This window comes from Pontibacter arcticus, from assembly GCF_003284895.1.
GTDB lineage: Bacteria > Bacteroidota > Bacteroidia > Cytophagales > Hymenobacteraceae > Pontibacter > Pontibacter arcticus.
Genome location: NZ_QMDV01000001.1, coordinates 859,768 through 877,247 on the forward strand (window position 1 = coordinate 859,768; position 17,480 = coordinate 877,247).

16 protein-coding genes and 1 tRNA gene are annotated in these 17,480 nt (G+C 47.2%); 4 read left to right on the forward strand and 13 right to left on the reverse strand.

Translation table 11 applies throughout. The features are described from left to right. Positions 1–50: 50 nt before the first annotated feature. From DP923_RS03830 to DP923_RS03850, 5 genes are all read right to left on the reverse strand, one after another. The gene (locus tag DP923_RS03830; RefSeq protein ID WP_112304463.1) at positions 51–569 is read right to left on the reverse strand and encodes a GyrI-like domain-containing protein; all 519 of its coding nucleotides are present in this window, start codon (positions 567–569) and stop codon (positions 51–53) included. After that, positions 566–2,335, reverse strand: coding sequence for an ABC transporter ATP-binding protein (locus DP923_RS03835; RefSeq protein WP_112304464.1), 1,770 nt, complete (start codon positions 2,333–2,335; stop codon positions 566–568). The genes DP923_RS03830 and DP923_RS03835 overlap by 4 nt, the downstream gene beginning before the upstream one ends. Positions 2,336–2,529: 194 nt before the next feature. Beyond that, entirely contained in the window at positions 2,530–3,813 is a 1,284-nt protein-coding gene (locus tag DP923_RS03840; protein WP_112304465.1) for a cystathionine gamma-synthase family protein, read from the reverse strand. Between the two features lie 24 nt (positions 3,814–3,837). After that, positions 3,838–4,587, reverse strand: a complete 750-nt coding sequence (gene truA, locus DP923_RS03845; RefSeq protein ID WP_112304466.1) for a tRNA pseudouridine(38-40) synthase TruA — start codon at positions 4,585–4,587, stop codon at positions 3,838–3,840. A gap of 187 nt (positions 4,588–4,774) precedes the next feature. Then, positions 4,775–5,974, reverse strand: a complete 1,200-nt coding sequence (locus tag DP923_RS03850) for a thiolase family protein (protein WP_112304467.1) — start codon at positions 5,972–5,974, stop codon at positions 4,775–4,777. 64 nt (positions 5,975–6,038) lie between these two features. Here DP923_RS03850 and DP923_RS03855 point away from each other — a divergent pair, with 64 nt between their 5' ends. Then, positions 6,039–6,539, forward strand: coding sequence for a DUF4293 domain-containing protein (locus tag DP923_RS03855; RefSeq protein WP_112304468.1), 501 nt, complete (start codon positions 6,039–6,041; stop codon positions 6,537–6,539). A 183-nt stretch (positions 6,540–6,722) separates the two neighbouring features. On the opposite strand, the gene DP923_RS03860 is transcribed toward DP923_RS03855, so the two are convergent. The 3 genes from DP923_RS03860 to DP923_RS03870 all read right to left on the reverse strand — a co-directional run bounded on the left by DP923_RS03860 (position 6,723) and on the right by DP923_RS03870 (position 9,605). Next, the gene (locus DP923_RS03860; protein ID WP_112304469.1) at positions 6,723–7,484 is read right to left on the reverse strand and encodes a DUF4476 domain-containing protein; all 762 of its coding nucleotides are present in this window, start codon (positions 7,482–7,484) and stop codon (positions 6,723–6,725) included. A 91-nt stretch (positions 7,485–7,575) separates the two neighbouring features. Continuing rightward, positions 7,576–8,271, reverse strand: coding sequence for a hypothetical protein (locus tag DP923_RS03865; RefSeq protein ID WP_125047634.1), 696 nt, complete (start codon positions 8,269–8,271; stop codon positions 7,576–7,578). 164 nt (positions 8,272–8,435) lie between these two features. After that, the gene (locus DP923_RS03870; protein WP_112304471.1) at positions 8,436–9,605 is read right to left on the reverse strand and encodes an AIR synthase related protein; all 1,170 of its coding nucleotides are present in this window, start codon (positions 9,603–9,605) and stop codon (positions 8,436–8,438) included. Between the two features lie 145 nt (positions 9,606–9,750). Here DP923_RS03870 and DP923_RS03875 point away from each other — a divergent pair, with 145 nt between their 5' ends. Next, a complete protein-coding gene (locus DP923_RS03875) occupies positions 9,751–10,305 on the forward strand; it encodes a porin family protein (protein ID WP_112304472.1) in 555 nt (184 codons plus the stop codon). A gap of 86 nt (positions 10,306–10,391) precedes the next feature. Here the strand turns inward: DP923_RS03875 and DP923_RS03880 are convergent, their stop codons facing one another. From DP923_RS03880 to DP923_RS03895, 4 genes are all read right to left on the reverse strand, one after another. Next, positions 10,392–12,341, reverse strand: a complete 1,950-nt coding sequence (locus DP923_RS03880; protein ID WP_112304473.1) for an OmpA family protein — start codon at positions 12,339–12,341, stop codon at positions 10,392–10,394. 31 nt (positions 12,342–12,372) lie between these two features. Continuing rightward, a complete protein-coding gene (locus DP923_RS03885; RefSeq protein ID WP_112304474.1) occupies positions 12,373–12,855 on the reverse strand; it encodes a hypothetical protein in 483 nt (160 codons plus the stop codon). 78 nt (positions 12,856–12,933) lie between these two features. Continuing rightward, a complete protein-coding gene (locus DP923_RS03890) occupies positions 12,934–13,752 on the reverse strand; it encodes a (Fe-S)-binding protein (RefSeq protein WP_239020929.1) in 819 nt (272 codons plus the stop codon). Between the two features lie 105 nt (positions 13,753–13,857). Next, the gene (locus DP923_RS03895; RefSeq protein WP_112304475.1) at positions 13,858–15,234 is read right to left on the reverse strand and encodes a 4Fe-4S dicluster domain-containing protein; all 1,377 of its coding nucleotides are present in this window, start codon (positions 15,232–15,234) and stop codon (positions 13,858–13,860) included. Between the two features lie 172 nt (positions 15,235–15,406). Between DP923_RS03895 and DP923_RS03900 the strand changes: the two genes are divergently transcribed. Then, a tRNA-Phe gene (locus DP923_RS03900) sits at positions 15,407–15,479 on the forward strand. 282 nt (positions 15,480–15,761) lie between these two features. Then, entirely contained in the window at positions 15,762–16,277 is a 516-nt protein-coding gene (locus DP923_RS03905) for a TlpA family protein disulfide reductase (RefSeq protein ID WP_165838140.1), read from the forward strand. On the opposite strand, the gene DP923_RS03910 is transcribed toward DP923_RS03905, so the two are convergent. Beyond that, complete coding sequence (locus DP923_RS03910) at positions 16,278–17,372, reverse strand: tetratricopeptide repeat protein (RefSeq protein WP_112304477.1); 1,095 nt, start codon at positions 17,370–17,372, stop codon at positions 16,278–16,280. It abuts the gene before it with no gap. Positions 17,373–17,480 lie beyond the last annotated feature (108 nt).

Genomic DNA, 17,480 nt, shown 5'->3' on the forward strand with positions numbered 1-17,480 from the left:
AAATATTATCTACCCAAATATAGCTGTTAATTCTATACTTGCAAGGGTGATTACTTCTTAACAGGTACTTCTACAATGCCACGGTTATCAGCAGGAAACCACTCTACATAAAAGTCATCCAGCTTCAGCTTATTCTCCTTGGCGTAATCAAAAACAGCGGTATAGAGTTTTTTGGGAAGTATGGTAATGTTGGCTTCGGTTTCGGCGCGTACTACCTGTCTCCCTCCAGGCACAGTGCGCAATTCATAACCTTCCGGAAGCGTTATACTTGAATCCGGCACTATCACGCCTATAAATGCCCGCAGGCTATCGCCGCTGGTTTCGGGGTTATTGTAATAAATATTGCCCAGCGTGCCTTCCAGTTTTTTGCTTTTCACCAGTTCACCAGCCTTCTGAAAAGCTTCGCCCAGTTGTTTATCCTGCATGGCGCCTTCAAATGGCACACCGGCCACATACATTGTTTTTGAAGTAGTAACCTGCACATCAGAAGCAGAAAAGCCACCGATAAACGTATATGTTACCAGGAAAATAGTCGCCAGCGCAGCCAGCACATACAAGAACTTTCTCATAAATCGATCATATTTTTATACTGCATCTGGTACAGTTGGGCATAATACCCGTTGTGGCGAAGCAGTTCTTCGTGGTTGCCCACTTCTTTTATTTCGCCGCGGTCCATTACAATTATTTTATCAGCTTTCTGGATAGTAGACAAGCGGTGCGCAATCACAATAGACGTACGGCCGTGCATCAACTGGTCAATCGCGTATTGTATCAGTTCTTCCGTTTCGGAATCTACACTGGAAGTGGCCTCATCCAGAATAATAATTTCGGGACTATAAACCATGGCGCGCACAAAAGATATAAGCTGGCGTTGCCCTACTGAAAGTGTTGCGCCCCGCTCCATTACCTGGTAATGCAGGCCACCCGGCAAACGCTCTATAAACTTACGGGCGCCTACCAGGTCGGCGGCGTGCCACATTTGCTCTTCGGTAATGGCTTTATTTCCTAAACTGATGTTGTCGGCTATACTTCCGGAAAACAGGAAAACATCCTGCAAAACCACGCCAATGTGGTGGCGCAGCACACTCAGGTCATACTCTTTCAGGTCGTGGCCGTCGATCAGAATTTGTCCTTTGTTGATTTCGTAGAAGCGGTTGAGCAGGTTAATAACAGATGTTTTTCCGGCGCCGGTGGCTCCTACAAAGGCTATGGTTTCGCCGGCTTTTACCTCGAACGATACATCGCGCAGCACCCATTCTTCGTCGTTGTAAGCAAACCAAACATTCCTGAAGCTCACATCGCCTTTAATTTTTTCCGGCGCATGCGTGCCGTTATCCGGGATCATGTCTTTGCTATCGAGCAGGCGCATTAATCTTTCGGTACTTACCACGCCCAGTTGCAGGGTATTAAAACGATCCGCGATCATGCGTATCGGCCGGAAAAACATCTGGATGTAAAGTATAAACGCCATCAGTGTGCCCAGTGAAGTATCATCATCAATTACACCGTGTGCGCCATACCACACCAGCAAACCTAAACCTGCTGCACCAATAATCTCCGCTACCGGAAAGTATACCGAATAGTAAAGCACCGATTTTACATTAGCCCTAGTATGTTCTTTGTTGATCTCCTTGAATTTTTCCAGTTCGCGTTCTTCGTTGTTGAAGATCTGCACGATGCTCATGCCGGTGATATGCTCCTGCACAAACGAGTTTAATCTTGAGACAGCTGTTCGTACTTCCTGGAAGGTGGCTTTTATCTTTTCCTTGAAAATATAGGTACTCACCAGCATGATCGGGAACGTGGACAAACTGATCAGGGTAAGCTCCCAGTCGATGTAGAACATGAAGCCCACAATAAACACCAGTTGCAGAATATCGCCGATCATGGCAGCCAGTCCTTCGCTGAACACATCCGATAGCGTTTCCACATCCGATACGTTACGGGTTACGAGCGTGCCGATAGGCGTGCGGTCGAAGAACTTAAGGCGCAAATTCAGGATATGGCGGTAGAGCTGAATGCGGATATCACGCACGACGTTCTGGCCGAGCCAACCCGCAAAATACGTATGCAGGTATTGCACCACGGCATGCACGATCAGCAACACGCCCAGTATAACGAACATTTTATTCAGCCCGTCCCAGTCGTTTTTCAGGATCTCGTTATCAACGGTATACTGTATCAGGAAAGGGCGCACCGCAGCCAGTATGGCCGAGGCAAAAGTAAGGAATACGATAAAGTAAAAGATGCGCACATACGGTTTCACAAACGTGAAAAGCCGTTTAAGTACATCTGAGTCAAATACTTTACCTGTTGATTTTGGTTTGTCTTCCAAGGGGTTGCTGCTGCTTCGTAATCGTAAAAAGTATAAACGCAATTTTACCTGTACGCGGTTTTATACTTAACTATCTGTAAAGTTAATAGTTTCGGATTAAGATTTTCAGGTTTTACAGCATGATCTGAAAGTATAAATGAAGTATAAACTCTTGTGTAAAGTGCCTATACTTCATCTAACTTTATACTTCGGAATTATACGTGCGCAAACGCCTGCTCTATATCCGAGATGATATCATCGGGATGCTCTACACCTACCGAAATACGCACCATACCTTCGCCAATGCCCATTACGGCACGGTCGGTTGGGTTGATATCGGAGTGCGTCATCGAAGCCGGATGCTCTGCCAGCGATTCGGTACCGCCCAAGCTAACAGCCAGTTTTATCAGTTTCAGGTTGTTCAGGAACAGGAACGCTTCTTTCTCGCCGCCTTTTATATCAAAGGCAATCATCGATCCTGCTGCGCTGCATTGTTTTTTATAGATCGCTTCCTGCTGCGGATTATCAGAAAGGTCGCCGAGGTAGTACAGTTTTTCTACTTTCGAGTGATTTTTGAGGTAAGCAGCTACCGTTTCGGCTCCACGGGCCTGACACTCCATTCTGATTTTGAGTGTTTCGAGGCTTCGCATCAGCATCCAGCCAGTCCACGGGCTCGCCATCGAACCCATAAACGTACGCATGCCTTTTACTGCTTTGATGATCTCGGCAGAACCGGCACACGCACCAGCAATCAAATCAGAGTGGCCACCGATATACTTGGTAGCAGAATAAATCACCAAATCAGCACCATGCTTTAACGGATGCGAGAATACCGGACCCAGGAAGGTGTTATCAACGGCAACAACTACTTTTTTAGCCTCTGTAGAATGCTTTTTAGCAAGGGTGGCACAAGCTTCGATATCTACGAGGTGGTTGGTTGGGTTGGCTGGCGTTTCGATGAAGATCATAGCCAGTTTCTCGCCGATGCCTTCTTTGTTCACCAGTTCTTCTACTTCTTCGGCGGTAGCGTTTGCCCGGAAGCCCATGCTGCGTATCCCGAATTTCGGAAGTATGTTTTTAATGTAGTAATCAGAACCACCGTAAATAGGCTCGCTGTGCAGGATCACATCGCCGGGCTTTAGCAGCGCTAATAACGAGGTGCTGGTTGCGGCCATACCGCTTGCAAAAACGGCTGCTTCGTCGGCGCCATCCCAGATACGTAAGCGGTTTTCCAGAATTTCGAGGTCCGGGTTGTTCAGGCGGCTGTAGATCAGGCCAAGTTCTTCTTTTTCTTCTTTCTGACGCAGGCCGTAAGCCAGTTCAAAAAAAGCTTTCCCTTCTTCGGCGTTCTTAAAAACAAAGGTAGATGTTTGGTAAATAGGTGCTTTTACAGCCATCTCCGACCACTCGGGATTATAGCCATAACTCATCATTAAACTTTCCGGCCGCAGGTGTTTCCCGTTAAGGTGCGGCCCCAGATGGTCTTCTTCCAGTTGCATAGTGTAGTGTATTAGTTAGTTGTATTAGGTGTTAAGGAACAGGTGCTCCGGATATTCTACCTTGGCTAAGTATAAACCTTCGGATGGTGCTGCGCCGCTGGCTTTGCTCCTGTCCTGGCTGGCAATTATACTTTCGAACTGGATTATACTTAGCTTGCCCCGGCCTACATCCAGCAGCGTTCCTACTATCAGGCGCACCATCCCGCGCAGAAAGCGGTTTGCCCGGATCGTAAAAATCAATTCTTGGCCGTTTTGCTGCCAGCTGGCTTCGTGAATGGTGCAGCGGTAATGTTTGGTATCGCCTTTTACTTTGCTGAAGGTAGTAAAATCTTCGTACTTCAGTAGTATAGCGGCCGCTTCGTTCATCAATTCTACATCCAGCGGTTTGCTTATGTAGGCAGCGTAATGGCGGTTAAAAGGGTTTTTCCGAAGGCTGATATGGTAATGGTAGGTGCGGGCAAAGGCATCAAAGCGGGCATGCGCCTCCTCCGAAACCAGGTATAAATTGTTGGCCGCAATATCGGCGGGCAGCAGGCGGTTAAATTTATAAACAGCCTGCGCGGTATCCAGCTGCTGCGCTACATCGAAATGCACAAACTGCTGGCTGGCATGTACGCCGGTATCGGTGCGTCCGCTACCGGTTGTGGCAATCGGTTGGCGTAGCACTTTGCTCAGGCAATCTTCCAGCACCTCCTGCACACTTAGCGCGTTGGGTTGCACCTGCCACCCATGAAACCGGGTACCGTCGTAGGCTATTTCTAAAAAATACCGCATCCGGCAAAGATAAAAAAATTTACCACCCCCTGCCCCCTCCTAAAAACAAGAGGGGGTGTTATTCAAAATAATACATAAAGAAATAGCCCCAGCAGGTTTCAAAAAGCTAGGGCTTTACTTCATACTTTCAAATAAATCATACATTCTTTACCCCCTCCTGTTTTTAGGAGGGGGCAGGGGGAGGTACTTACATTTTCTCGTAGATGATCGCAACGCCCTGCCCTACACCCACGCACATGGTGGCCAGGCCATACTTTACATCGTTGCGGCGTTTCATTTCGTGGAGCAGTGTAGCCGTGATACGCGCACCACTGGCACCAAGCGGATGACCAATAGCAATGGAACCACCGTTTACGTTTACGATATCCGGGTTAATGCCCAACTGGTGCATACACGGCAATGCCTGCGCAGCAAACGCTTCGTTTATTTCAGCCAGGCCGATGTCATTTATACTTAGGCCGGCACGCTTCAAAGCTTTGAGGGTTGCCGGTACAGGGCCCATGCCCATGTGTGCCGGATCTACACCAGCCACGCCCACTGCAGCTACTCGTGCCAACGGAGTCAGGTTATAGCGTTTCAGAATTTCTTCGCTTACCATTAAAGATGCTGCAGCGCCATCATTAATACCGGAAGCGTTACCAGCCGTTACACTGCCGCCTTTTTTGAAAGCCGGGGCGAGTTGCGCTAATTTCTCTACTGATGATAAACGCGGATGCTCGTCTGTATCAAAAATAATTGGTTCGGCTTTGCGCTGTGGTATACTTACCGGTACGATCTCGTCTTTAAACTTACCGGCTTCGGCGGCTGCTTTATACTTTACCTGCGACTGGTGCGCAAACTCGTCCTGGGCTTCACGTGAAACACCTTCGCGCTCGGCTACATTTTCGGCGGTTTCGCCCATTGTAAACGGGTAGTACAGTTTGGATAAAGTATCGTTGGTAAAGCGCCAGCCAATGGTTGTGTCGTAAATTTCGGGCGTACGGCTGAAGGCAGTTTCTGCTTTGGCCATTACAAAAGGGGCGCGGGTCATACTTTCTACGCCACCGGCAATGTATACATCGCCATCGCCGCAGGTAATTGCACGCGATGCATCCATGATAGCCTGAAGGCCTGATGCACAAAGCCGGTTAACAGTTACGCCACCTATTTCCTCGGGAAGGCCAGCCAGTAACACGGCCATACGCGCTACATTACGGTTGTCTTCGCCGGCCTGGTTGGCCGCACCCAGCACTACATCTTCTATCAAACCCGGATCTAACATTGGGTTTCGGCCCATTAACTCCTTCAGTACATGAGCCGCCAGGTCATCGGGGCGAACAGAACTAAGCGCTCCGGCAAACTTGGCAATCGGCGTTCTAACAATATCAACTATATAGGCAGTATTCATTTATTTTTGTTTTACAGGTCTTTGTCTAATTTTGCATTGCTTTGCAAGTTAAACCAACCACTTTATGATACAAAGAATTCAATCCGTATTTCTATTCCTGTTAGCTGCCGCCATGGTTGCGATGTTGTTCCTGCCGCTTTGGTCTAAGGCAAACCCTGCTACCGGCGAAACACTTGTTTTATCGGCGTGGAACCTAAAAACCGTTATTCTGAGTGCTGAAGGGGACGTGACCGGTGCCGGTTCTATGGCACAACGCGGCACAATCGCGATTGGCCTGCTGGCTATTTTTACCGCTGTAATTGCCGTGTATGAGATATTCCAGTTTAAGAACCGCCTCACCCAAATGAAATTAGGCTTACTGAACACGCTTGTGCTGGCTGCTTTGGCTGGTACTACTGTTTATTACGCTTTATATGTAGGCTCGGCGATGGTGCCGGTAAACAACAACGGCGAATACCAGGCTGGTTTTTACATGCCGCTGCTTGCCCTTTTTGTAAATGCGCTGGCCAACCGCTTCATCCGTAAAGACGAAAACCTGGTGCGCTCTGTAGACAGACTAAGGTAATGTGCTGATTAGTTAATGTTTTAATGTGGTAATTCGTTTTTCAATTAAATAATTAGAACAGCCAAGTATAAACAAAAACTGCCCCGGACCAAGTATGGCCGGGGCAGTTTTGGTATATACTTTAAATAATTTAACAGATTAAGTCGCTTTCATGTAGTATTAGCACATTAAAAAATTAGCATATTACCTTCTGTTTGCGCTGTAACGTTCTAGTTCCTGCACACTGCTATCGTACCGGAACACATCGTAAATATAGTAGAAATGCTCACGGTCGCAGAGGTAATCGTAGGCAAACTTAGCGAACTCTACCTGGGTACTTTCATAGTCGAATTCCTTTATAAGGCGCTTCAGGTCTTCGGCCATGATGCTGCCGTTGCGCACGGCTTCGCGGGCTATACTTAGTTTGGTGCTTTCGAAGTCGCGGGCATCCATGGCTTGCAGTACACGGTCTATTTCGCGGGGAGTTAGCAGGTTGCGGCAGTTATCGTTGTAGCGTGGCTGGTCGCGGTCGTATCGGTCATTATTATATCTCTCATTCTCATACATATCGTCGTTATAGTTGTCGCGTGGGTAATCCGGGTAACGTGGCGTTGGTATAATTACGGGCGGCGCTAACGGTGCTTCACTCATCAACCTTAGGAACGCTTTGCCACTCCGGCCTGCCGTACGCACTATGTAGTTGGCTTCGGTGCCACGGCGCACTTCTACTTTCTGGCCTATGGTATAAACGCCTTGCCTGCTCCTGATCTTAAACTCCACGAAATGCCTGCCCGGCTTCAGGTTAGCGACGCGTACAAAGTTGGAAGCGGCATGGTTTATAGTGCGGCCATCGAGTTTTACCTGAAACAACTCGCCGCGCTCAGCAGTGAAAGTAAGTACAGAAGCTTGCGCCAGTACCGGCAATACCAGCAGCGCAAACAGGAACGGAAGTAGAAGCTTTCTCATCGAAGTATAGGTTTTTGCTTATACTTGCGAGAAACCAATTTTTATGCCAGAAGTTAGAGCTAGATATAAAAGGCGTTTCCTGCTGCTATCTTTAAAGTTTGTAGTTTATCCCAACACCAAGCGATTTATAAAATCGCCGCCCTCTGGAGGCGTACTGTTCCCAGTCATAGTCGAATGAGTTTTTTCCTGTTAAGTTCTGTTTGAAAGCCAGCCACTCTACATAGCCATAAAGCTGCTTACTTACTTTATAGTTAAACCCTATACCTGCTGTTGCAAACAGGTTAATGCCATGCTCCTTTTCATGTTGGGAAGTAGTTACGCCATGCAGCGTTTCACTTAGCTCAGCTTTCGTAGTACCTAAAGCAGTAAGGGCGGTGCCTGTCACATATACCGGGAAACGGTTAAATGCTTTGAGCACGATGACCTGAACGGTCAGGGGAACAGCTACCACATGCGTTTTAGTGGAAATGCTGTATTTTATAGTATCTGTATCCTTATAATTAGGCGACCACTCCAGCTTGTCTTTGCCGCTGCCATAGCCTATACCTGTAAATAATCGAACTCTACTCGTTGCTTCATAACCTAAATTTAAAAACACAGGAGTAAAGTAACCAGACTTCACATCTTTTGGCAACCTGGAATCAGTATAGTAAATATGATAGGTTACAGTTGTAAGCCCAAGTCCAATATATAACCTATCATTTCTACTAAAAGCCGAATCTGCATTTTGCGCCATTACAGTTGATGACAAGCAGAACACCAGCGCGAACAGATAAAAGATTTTCATGGCTCACTTTCTTTTGTTGATTAAGTATCTTGCTTAGCATTATACTTTTAACATAACTAGTATAACCATTTTATTATAAATAATAGCCAACGCGATAACACAATTACAACAAAAAAGCCACAGGCGCTTAACCTGTGGCTCTGAAGTATAAAGTATAATTGTGTTTATCCCTGGTAATAGAACTCGCCATACTTGCTGCGGATGGTGAGTTCGTTTGTTTTGCTGGCTTCCACGCGGCCAATGATCTGGGCATTTACATTAAAGGATTTCGAAATGTCGATCAGACTTTGCGCGTAAGCCTCTGGTACATACATTTCGAGGCGGTGGCCCATATTGAAGACCTTGTACATTTCCTTCCAGTCGGTGTGGCTTTGCTCCTGAATAATACGGAACAACGGCGGCACCGGGAACAGGTTATCTTTGATGATGTGTACGTTCTCAGTGAAGTGCAGTACTTTGGTTTGCGCGCCTCCGCTGCAATGTACCATGCCGTGCAGGTGCTGGCGGTGTTGTTCTAAAATAGCCTTTACAATAGGCGCGTAGGTGCGTGTCGGTGATAAAACCAATTTCCCTATTTCCAGGCCGGTTTCCTCGTTTACGTCTGTTAGCTTGTAATTTCCGGTGTATACCAGATCAGCGGGCAGTTCAGGGTCGTAGCTTTCGGGGTAAGAAGCCGATAAATACTTATGGAACACATCGTGGCGCGCAGAAGTAAGGCCGTTGCTGCCCATGCCGCCGTTATACTCTGTCTCGTACGTTGCCTGCCCCGAAGACTCGAAGCCAACAATTACATCGCCTGCCTGTATGGTGTGGTTTGATATGACCTGGTCGCGGCGCATGCGGGCTGTAACGGTGCTGTCTACAATAATGGTGCGTACCAGATCGCCTACATCAGCAGTTTCGCCGCCGGTGCTGTAAATACCGATGCCGTTATCGCGGAGCATCTGCAGCACTTCTTCGGTGCCGTTGATGATGGCGGCAATCACTTCGCCGGGTATATGGTTTTTGTTACGGCCAATGGTAGAAGAAAGCAGGATATTATCAGTTGCGCCTACGCACAGCAGATCATCCGTATTCATGATCACGGCATCCTGCGCTATGCCTTTCCAAACGCTCAGGTCGCCGGTTTCTTTCCAGTACATGTAGGCCAGCGATGATTTGGTACCTGCCCCATCGGCGTGCATAATAGCACAGTATTCCGGATCGCCGGTTAATATATCAGGAATTATTTTGCAGAAAGCTTTCGGGAAGAGGCCCTTGTCAATGTTTTTGATGGCGTTGTGCACATCTTCTTTTGAGGCTGAAACGCCACGACGCAAATATCTGTTTTCCATAGCCGGGTGATTTGCCTACAAATTTAACAAAGCCCACGGGTTTTGTGCAGAAATAACCTTAATTAAAAATATATTTTACACGACGCCAATGCAACCCTTCTACCTGAAGAGGGCTCCTAAAGTATAGAAACCCATCTGTAACATTATGAAAATCATCACGAAAAAATCCGCCATTTTGGTGCCGGCACTGCTATGCCTTATTCTAAACAGTTACGCCCAGGATGCTCCCACTTCCGAACCCGGAGCCACTGCCCCTTACAAAACAGCCATCGGTTTCCGGACAACCTTTGGCGGTCCTTCCGGACTAACGTCCAATCTTAGCATAAAACACTTTTTCTGGAAAGAAGCTGCGCTTGAGCTACAGGCAGGGCAGACAGGCAACAGAAATACTTACCATACTACGTTATCTTTTATTTGGCAACCACAATTGATCAGTGTCAGCCGTTTGCGTCCTTTTGCCGGTGCCGGAATAGGAGTTGCAGGCACTAACCGTGATGCTTTTGGTGAAAGGCAGAATTTTGAAGTAAGGCCAGTCTTAACAGGAGTTGTAGGCATAGAGTATACTTTCCCGAAGGCTCCAATTTCGATTTCTGCCGATTATCGGTTTCACATACTTGGGGTGAACACCCATAATTACGGAGCTTTCCAGGGTGGCCGGGCCAATGATTTTGGAATAAGCCTTAAATATACTTTTAGATGAGGCTAGTATGATTCCGAAGTTTAAATTCACAAAAAAAGCCTTCGAAAGTATAAATATCGAAGGCTTTTTTATGCACAAGTAAATAATTACTCCTGAATACGGACCACTTTAAACTCGGTGCGGCGGTTGCGCTGGTGCTGTGCTTCGGTTTTGGCATTACGCACCACAGGCCGTGTTTCGCCGTAGCCTTTTGCCGTAATGCGGGCCTTGTCTATACCTTTCGAAATAATATACTTTACAGCCGATTCGGCGCGGCGCTGCGACAGGTCGAGGTTGTAAATATCCTTTCCACGGGCATCGGTATGTGAGCTCAGTTCAATCGAAATGCGTGGATTATCTTTTAAGATCTCTACCAGTTTATCCAGTTCTACAGCGGCATCCGGACGAATAGCAGCCTTATCGAAATCGTAGAATATATTCTCCAGCACAATTGCCTTCTCTTTTACGATCTGGTTCAGAACAAGTGTAGCCGTCAGTCGTATTTCGTTTTGCTGTTGCGGTAACTGGTCTTGCGTTGGGGTTTTGCCAACCGTAGTTATACTTTGGCGCGCCGTAAAGAAGCCGCTTTTCTCTGCTAAAAGCGCGTAAGCAGATGCTGTATCGAGGGCAAATGTAAACTTACCGCTTGCGTCTGTGGCAGTATCACTTAAAATTTCGCCGGTTTGGCTGCGCAGTTCTACACGGTGGTTGGGTACCAGGGTGCGCTGCTTCTCTCCTTCGCGCTGCTGATACAAGGTACCATCCACAAAAAAATTAACCTGCTTGCGCATCGATTTCACAAAGCCATAGAGGTCGTCGCCTCCTTTACCGCCTTCGCGGTTAGAAGCAAAAAAGCCGGTTGTTTCGTCTTTAAAGTATAAACCAAAATCATCGCCGGGCGAGTTTACGGGCGGCCCCATGTTTACAGGCTTCCCATCTTCTATTCTGAACAAATCCAGGTTACCTAAACCCGGCAAGCCATCCGAAGCAACATACAGTGTACCATCCGGCCCAACTGTCACAAAACTTTCGTTGCCAGGCGTGTTGATCTCCATACCTAGCGGCTCCGGAGCAGATAAGCGTCCGTTATCATCTACTGTGGATTTGTAAATATCATTGCCGCCCATACCGCCTCTGCGGTTAGAAGAAAAGTATAACGTCTTGCCATCCGGCGAAAAAGCGGGAGAAGAATCCCAGGCGCGCGGGTCGTTGATGTTGGGAATTAATTTTGGCTCGGTCCAGGCACCGGAGCGGAAATATGAAATGTACAGATCTACGTTCTGGCGGCCTTTGCGTGTGCCTTCGTTGCCGCGGGCAAACACCATGGTATTGCCATTATCGGTAAAGGTAGCCAGCGCCTCGTGCAGGTTTTCGGTGTTTATACCTTCCAGTTTGCGTACAGCGCCGCCCATTTCGGCGTTAGCATCCATCAAAGTAGTCGCAAAAATATTCAGGAAGCCTTCGCCATTGCCCATGTACTCTTTGCCTGGCCCACGTGTAGAGGAGAAAATCAGTTCGTTTTCGCGCACAGAAGGTGCAAACTCGGATGCTTCGGTGTTCAGGGCTTCCAGGTTCTGTATTTTGAAAGGCGCTGTTTTGCGAAGTATGGTGCTGAGGGTGCTGAGGTTTTGTACCTCACTGGCAGCCTGCGTTTTTAGTTGTGGGTTTGTGGCTACCTGCTCAAACTTTTGCAGTTGGTTTAATGCCTCTTCATACTTGCCGTTCGCTTTAAGCGCCAGTCCATAGTTAAAATAGGCATCCTCTCTCCGGAAACCGCCATCCAAAGCTGCTTTAAAGTATAGCTCGGCTTGCGCAATGCGGTTAGACCGGCGGTAGGCTTCTGCAATCTTATAATTTACCTCGGCGGGTTTGGCTGCTTTTGGCAACGCCTGCTTGTAATATTCGATAGCCCGCTCATACTGTTCCTGCTCAAACCGTTTATCGCCTTTGCTCAAGAACTTGCCTGAGCCACATGCCCCAAGTACAAGCATCAGCAGCAAAAGTATACCTGCAATATTAATTTTAGAGGCGGTTGGCTTTTGTAGCGTTAGGTGCATGTACAAGTATAGTTTGAGGTTTGTAGCTCTTTTAGAAATACCGGGACAGCCAGCTGCTTTTGGCCTCGCGTGGCCAGTTTGCCTGCAGGTCTCCGTAATTATTCACTAACGTATCAAAGTATAAGGTGTTTTCGCTTATCTCGCCGCCTGCCACTTTATTTTTCAGTTCCTGCATCGGCACCAGTTCTACTTTGTCGTTTTTCAGAAAAGCGAGTTGAGTACGGTCGAAAAACGAAACGCCAAAGCGGCTTTCCAGCTCACGCACAAAGTTTACTGATTTATCGATTGAACAGCCACTTGCCGAGGACGCGCTCTCGTTATTGGCCAGCACCAGAAACTGATCGTGCAGCAATACTGCTGATGCGTGCAGATCGCGGCCGTGGCTGCTCCAGTCGGCGGCGAAAGCTTTTAACAAAGGTGCCAGTTCTGCCTGCTCGCCTTCTGTTAAAGGCCTGTTTGCCTGGTAAATCCAAAGGCGGGCATGGGGCGGCAATTCATCAAATGCGATATACATAATCTGGTTTTATTTGAGAACGGGTAAGCTGATCTGTAAAGTATACTTGTGTATTCCTCCAGATCAGCCATACAACAATTACTTTGTAAGTCCTTCGGCCTGCGCGATCAGCTCGGCGATATCGAAAATCTTAACGTTTTCTTCCTGGTCTTTATTTTTCACGCCATCGTTCATCATCACCATGCAAAACGGGCAAGCAGTTGCAATAATTCCGTTTCCTGCGCCCAGCGTAGCTAAGGCTTCTTCGGTTCTTTCGATATTCACATCTTTAGTACCTGGCTCTGGCTCTTTAAACATTTGGGCACCACCGGCACCGCAGCAAAGGCCATTGGCGCGGCTACGCTTCATTTCAACTAAGTCGGCATCCAGTGCAGCCAATACCTCGCGCGGCGCTTCGTAAATATCGTTAGCGCGGCCTAAGTAGCAGGAATCGTGGAACGTGATGCGCTTGCCCTTGAACTCGCCGCCCCCCTGAATTTTTACGCGGCCTTCGTTAATAAGCTGCTGTAAAAAAGTAGAATGGTGAATTACTTCGTAGTTACCGCCCAGATTCGGGTATTCGTTTTTGATGGTGTTGAAGCAATGCGGGCAAGCGGTAACAATCTTCTTTACATTGTAAGCATTCAGTACTTCGATGTTGGTAATAGCCTGCATCTGGAAAAGGAACTCGTTGCCGGCACGTTTGGCCGGATCGCCGGTACAGCTTTCTTCTGTACCTAAAACGGCATACTTCACGCCAACATGCTCCAGAATCTGAACAAAGGCGCGGGTTACTCTTTTATAACGGTCGTCGAAAGAACCGGCACAGCCTACCCAAAACAGAATCTCAGGTTCTTCTCCATTGGCCATCATATCTGCCATCGTCGGCACTTTCACTAATCTTTTATTTTCTTCCATCTTGGTATTTGTAAACGACGAAGGACTATTTGACAAATGACAAAGGAATCAAAAATAGCCTTCCCTGTATTTTATCTTTTGTCCTAAGTCTAAAAATTCTTTTATCTAATTTTTACTTGGTACATACAGATCTTCGGCCCAGTTAAAGCGATCTGAAGGCGAGAATGCCCACGGCGCACCATTGTTCTCGATGTTGGTGAACATGGCATTCAGCGAAGCCGGTGCTGCTGATTCTTCCAGTACCAGGAATCGGCGCAGGTCCATGATCGTAGATACCTGGTCGATGTTTACCGGGCAGGCTTCTACGCAGGCGTTGCAGGTGGTACAGGCCCAAAGCTCTTCCGGCGTAATGTAGCCACGCAATAACGTAAGTTCCTCTTCGGCTACTTTTACACGCTCGGTACCGGCATCTTTGCCATACTTGGCCGGGTCGAAAATAGCAGGATGTTCGCCTTTTTCCTCCATGCGGTCGCGGGTATCCATTACTATCTTACGCGGAGAAAGCAGCTTGCCTGTAATGTTGGCCGGACAAACTGAAGTACAACGGCCGCACTCGGTACAAGTATAAGCATCCATCAACTGTTTCCAGCTCAGGTCTTCCACGTCTTTTGCACCAAAACGCTGCACAACCGGGTTTCCTTCAGCATCCATTTCAGGGGCGGGCACTTCGTAAGCCGGGTCCAGCATCGCTTTTATCTCGTGCGTAATAGCCGGGTTGGTGGCAAACTTTCCTTTCGGCTCCAGCTTAGAGTAGTACACGTTCGGGAACGCCATGATAATATGGAAGTGCTTGGAACTAGGCAGGTAGTTCATAAAAGCAAGTATACCAATGATGTGAATCCACCAGCCTACGCGCTCTATGGTATGTAAAGTAGCTTCGTTGCTTCCGAACAGATCCATAAACGCACTACTTACCGGGAAACTACCAGCTACTTCGCGGCCTTGCAACTCGGCCAGCTTCAGGTCGGCGATATTGAAGGCAAACAGCGCAAACATCAACACGATCTCTATAACCAGGATAATGTTGGCATCCATCTTAGGCCAGGCACGCATTTCTACACCAGCAGCCAGGCGTGGCACCTTTGTTACATTACGTCTCCACAGGAACATGGCGCAGGCCACAATTACCAGTGCGGCCAGTATTTCGTTTACAAACATCAGGACATTATACAAAGGCCCCATAAAGCCCAGCACGCGGTGGGTCCCGAAAATACCATCGATCAGGATTTCCAGTACTTCGATATTGATGACTAAAAAGCCGATATAAACAAATAAATGCAGCACGGCCGGTAATGGGCGCTTAAACATTTTCTGCTGTCCGAAGGCCACCAGTAACATCTTATTTACACGCTCCGAAGGGTTATTTGCCAGCTCCAGATCGCGGCCCATGTTTATATTTTTACTGATTTTGCGTATCTGCCACACAAACAGCCCAATGCCAAGGGCAGCTACCAGCAGGAAGATAATATTCTCTAATCCCATCTCAGCAATTTATTCGTTATACATACTAATTTTAATGGAAAGATAGCAGATTAATGGCAATAAATGTACGTGTGCGTATTTTTTAAAACTTTTTTTGCCAGAAAGTTTGCTACTTAAAAGTTACTTGCTACTTTTGCATACCCTTACGGAAAAGGGAGACACAACAAGAGCTGGTGATGTAGCTCAGTTGGTAGAGCAAAGGACTGAAAATCCTTGTGTCGTTGGTTCGATTCCAATCATCACCACAATAAAACCCTCTCCTGCACAGGCGAGGGTTTTTTGTTTTACAGCCTTCCTCTACTACTTTATTCTGGTTGAAAGGTTGTTTTTGAATGGAAGCTCAGGTAACTTAAGTTGCAGATAGGAACAAAATTTTATACTTTACCTAACGCTTTAACTAACCTTAGCAGCCTGACCCCTATGAAAAAGCTGGAATGGAGTGCTGTTTTTGCCGGCATGTCGGCTGGTATCGGAACAGTGTTGCTACTCACTGTTTTATACTTTTATTTCTTTCAGAAAATTCAGTTTTGAGACGCGCAAACAGAAAAAGAACTTTTTGGCTATCGTACCTGGCCGGCTTTCTGGTGGCAAGTATAATTGCTGTATTCTCGGTAAGTATGCTCAACAAGATTGCACCGCAAAAGGTAAACTGGCAAGCCCTACAACTAACCGACCTCAACGGCACACCCATAGTTTTAAGTGATTACAAAGGGAAAATCGTTTTGCTGAATATCTGGGCTACCTGGTCCAAAGCCAGCCTGCAGGAAATGCCCTCGTTACAAAGGCTCCAGCAGCTGCACCCTGATAAAGTTGTTATATTTGCTATTTCTGATGAAGCGACTAATAAAGTAGAGAAATTTATTCAGGCTAACTCCTTTAACCTCCACTTTGTAAAAGCGAACACACCGCTGGCTAGTCAGCATTTAACTATGTACCCGGCTACCTATCTGCTTGCACCCAACGGCGAGCTGGAAAGCATTTACCTGGGCGCCCAAACCTGGGACAGCGAAAAGATGCAAGCCTACCTGCTTAGCATAGATTAACTACCTGCAATTATCCCTAATCTGAAGTATAGCCGCTGAATACCCGAGGTTATAGGCTTTGTAAAGGTGCTGGCAGGCTGAGTCGGGCATTTGTTGCGCCATTTCTGCCCGGCCCAGTAAATAATAGAGCCGGCCGTTTTCTTTCTCCAATGCCAGGCCCATGCGGTAATCGTTTTCCGCAGAAGTATAATTTTGCTGCTTGTAATGCCCGAACCCACGGTAGGTTAAAGCCTCTACTGTAGCTTTTGTACTCTGGGGCCGCTTCAGGAAAGTTGTAAAATCTGCGGTGGCGGCTTTGTATTGCTGCTTATAAAACAGCCGGACTTCCCCTCGCCTTAAATATGCCTCATTCTGGAGACTGTCTAATTCTATAGCCCTGTTCAGATCAGTCTCTGCTGCATCATACTTACCCAACTGTTTGTAACTGTAACCCCGCATAAAGTATAACTTGGCGATCGGCTCTTTAGTTGTTAAGGAAATGGCTTGGTTCAGATCGCTTATAGCGGCATCATAATCTTCGTAAAAATCCAGTTCTATGCTTGCGCGTTGCTGGTAGGCAGCTGCATGGTCAGGTATAAAATGTATAGTTTCCGAAAACATACTATGGGCACTGGTATACTTGCCATGCTTCAGGTAAGTAAGTGCCGTTTTATAGTTATCTTCTCCGGCAATATGATCCATTACATATTTAAAGGCCAAGCTAAATAAAATAACGCCGGCAATAAAGGCAAGCGTTATCAGCCAGTCGCGCACCGAAAATTTTTGATTTTCTCGCTGAATGTTGCGGTAATAGCGCTCAGATACCGGCGCGGGTTCGCGGGTTTGCTGATAGCGCGGGTTGTAGTAAGTCGGCTGGCTTGCCAAACGGCGCTGGGCCAGTTCGTACTGCAGCTGCATATCGTAACGGGCGCGTTTGCCAGGGTTTGATAATACCTGGTAGGCTGCGTTTATTTGCTTGAACTGTTCTTCGGCCCACACGTTGCCAGGGTTGCGGTCGGGGTGGTATTTTAAGGCAAGCTGCTTGTATGCTGTCTTCACCTCCTGCGCGGTTGCAGTAGGGCTTATACTTAGAATAGTGTAATATGTCTGGCTCAAGCAGGAAAACGGTGAAAAAGATTCGTTATAAATTTAACTAAATTCGGCCGGTTTTAGTGCATTCTCCGTACTACAGCTTTAACCGGTTATACTTTGCTATCTTTTTAT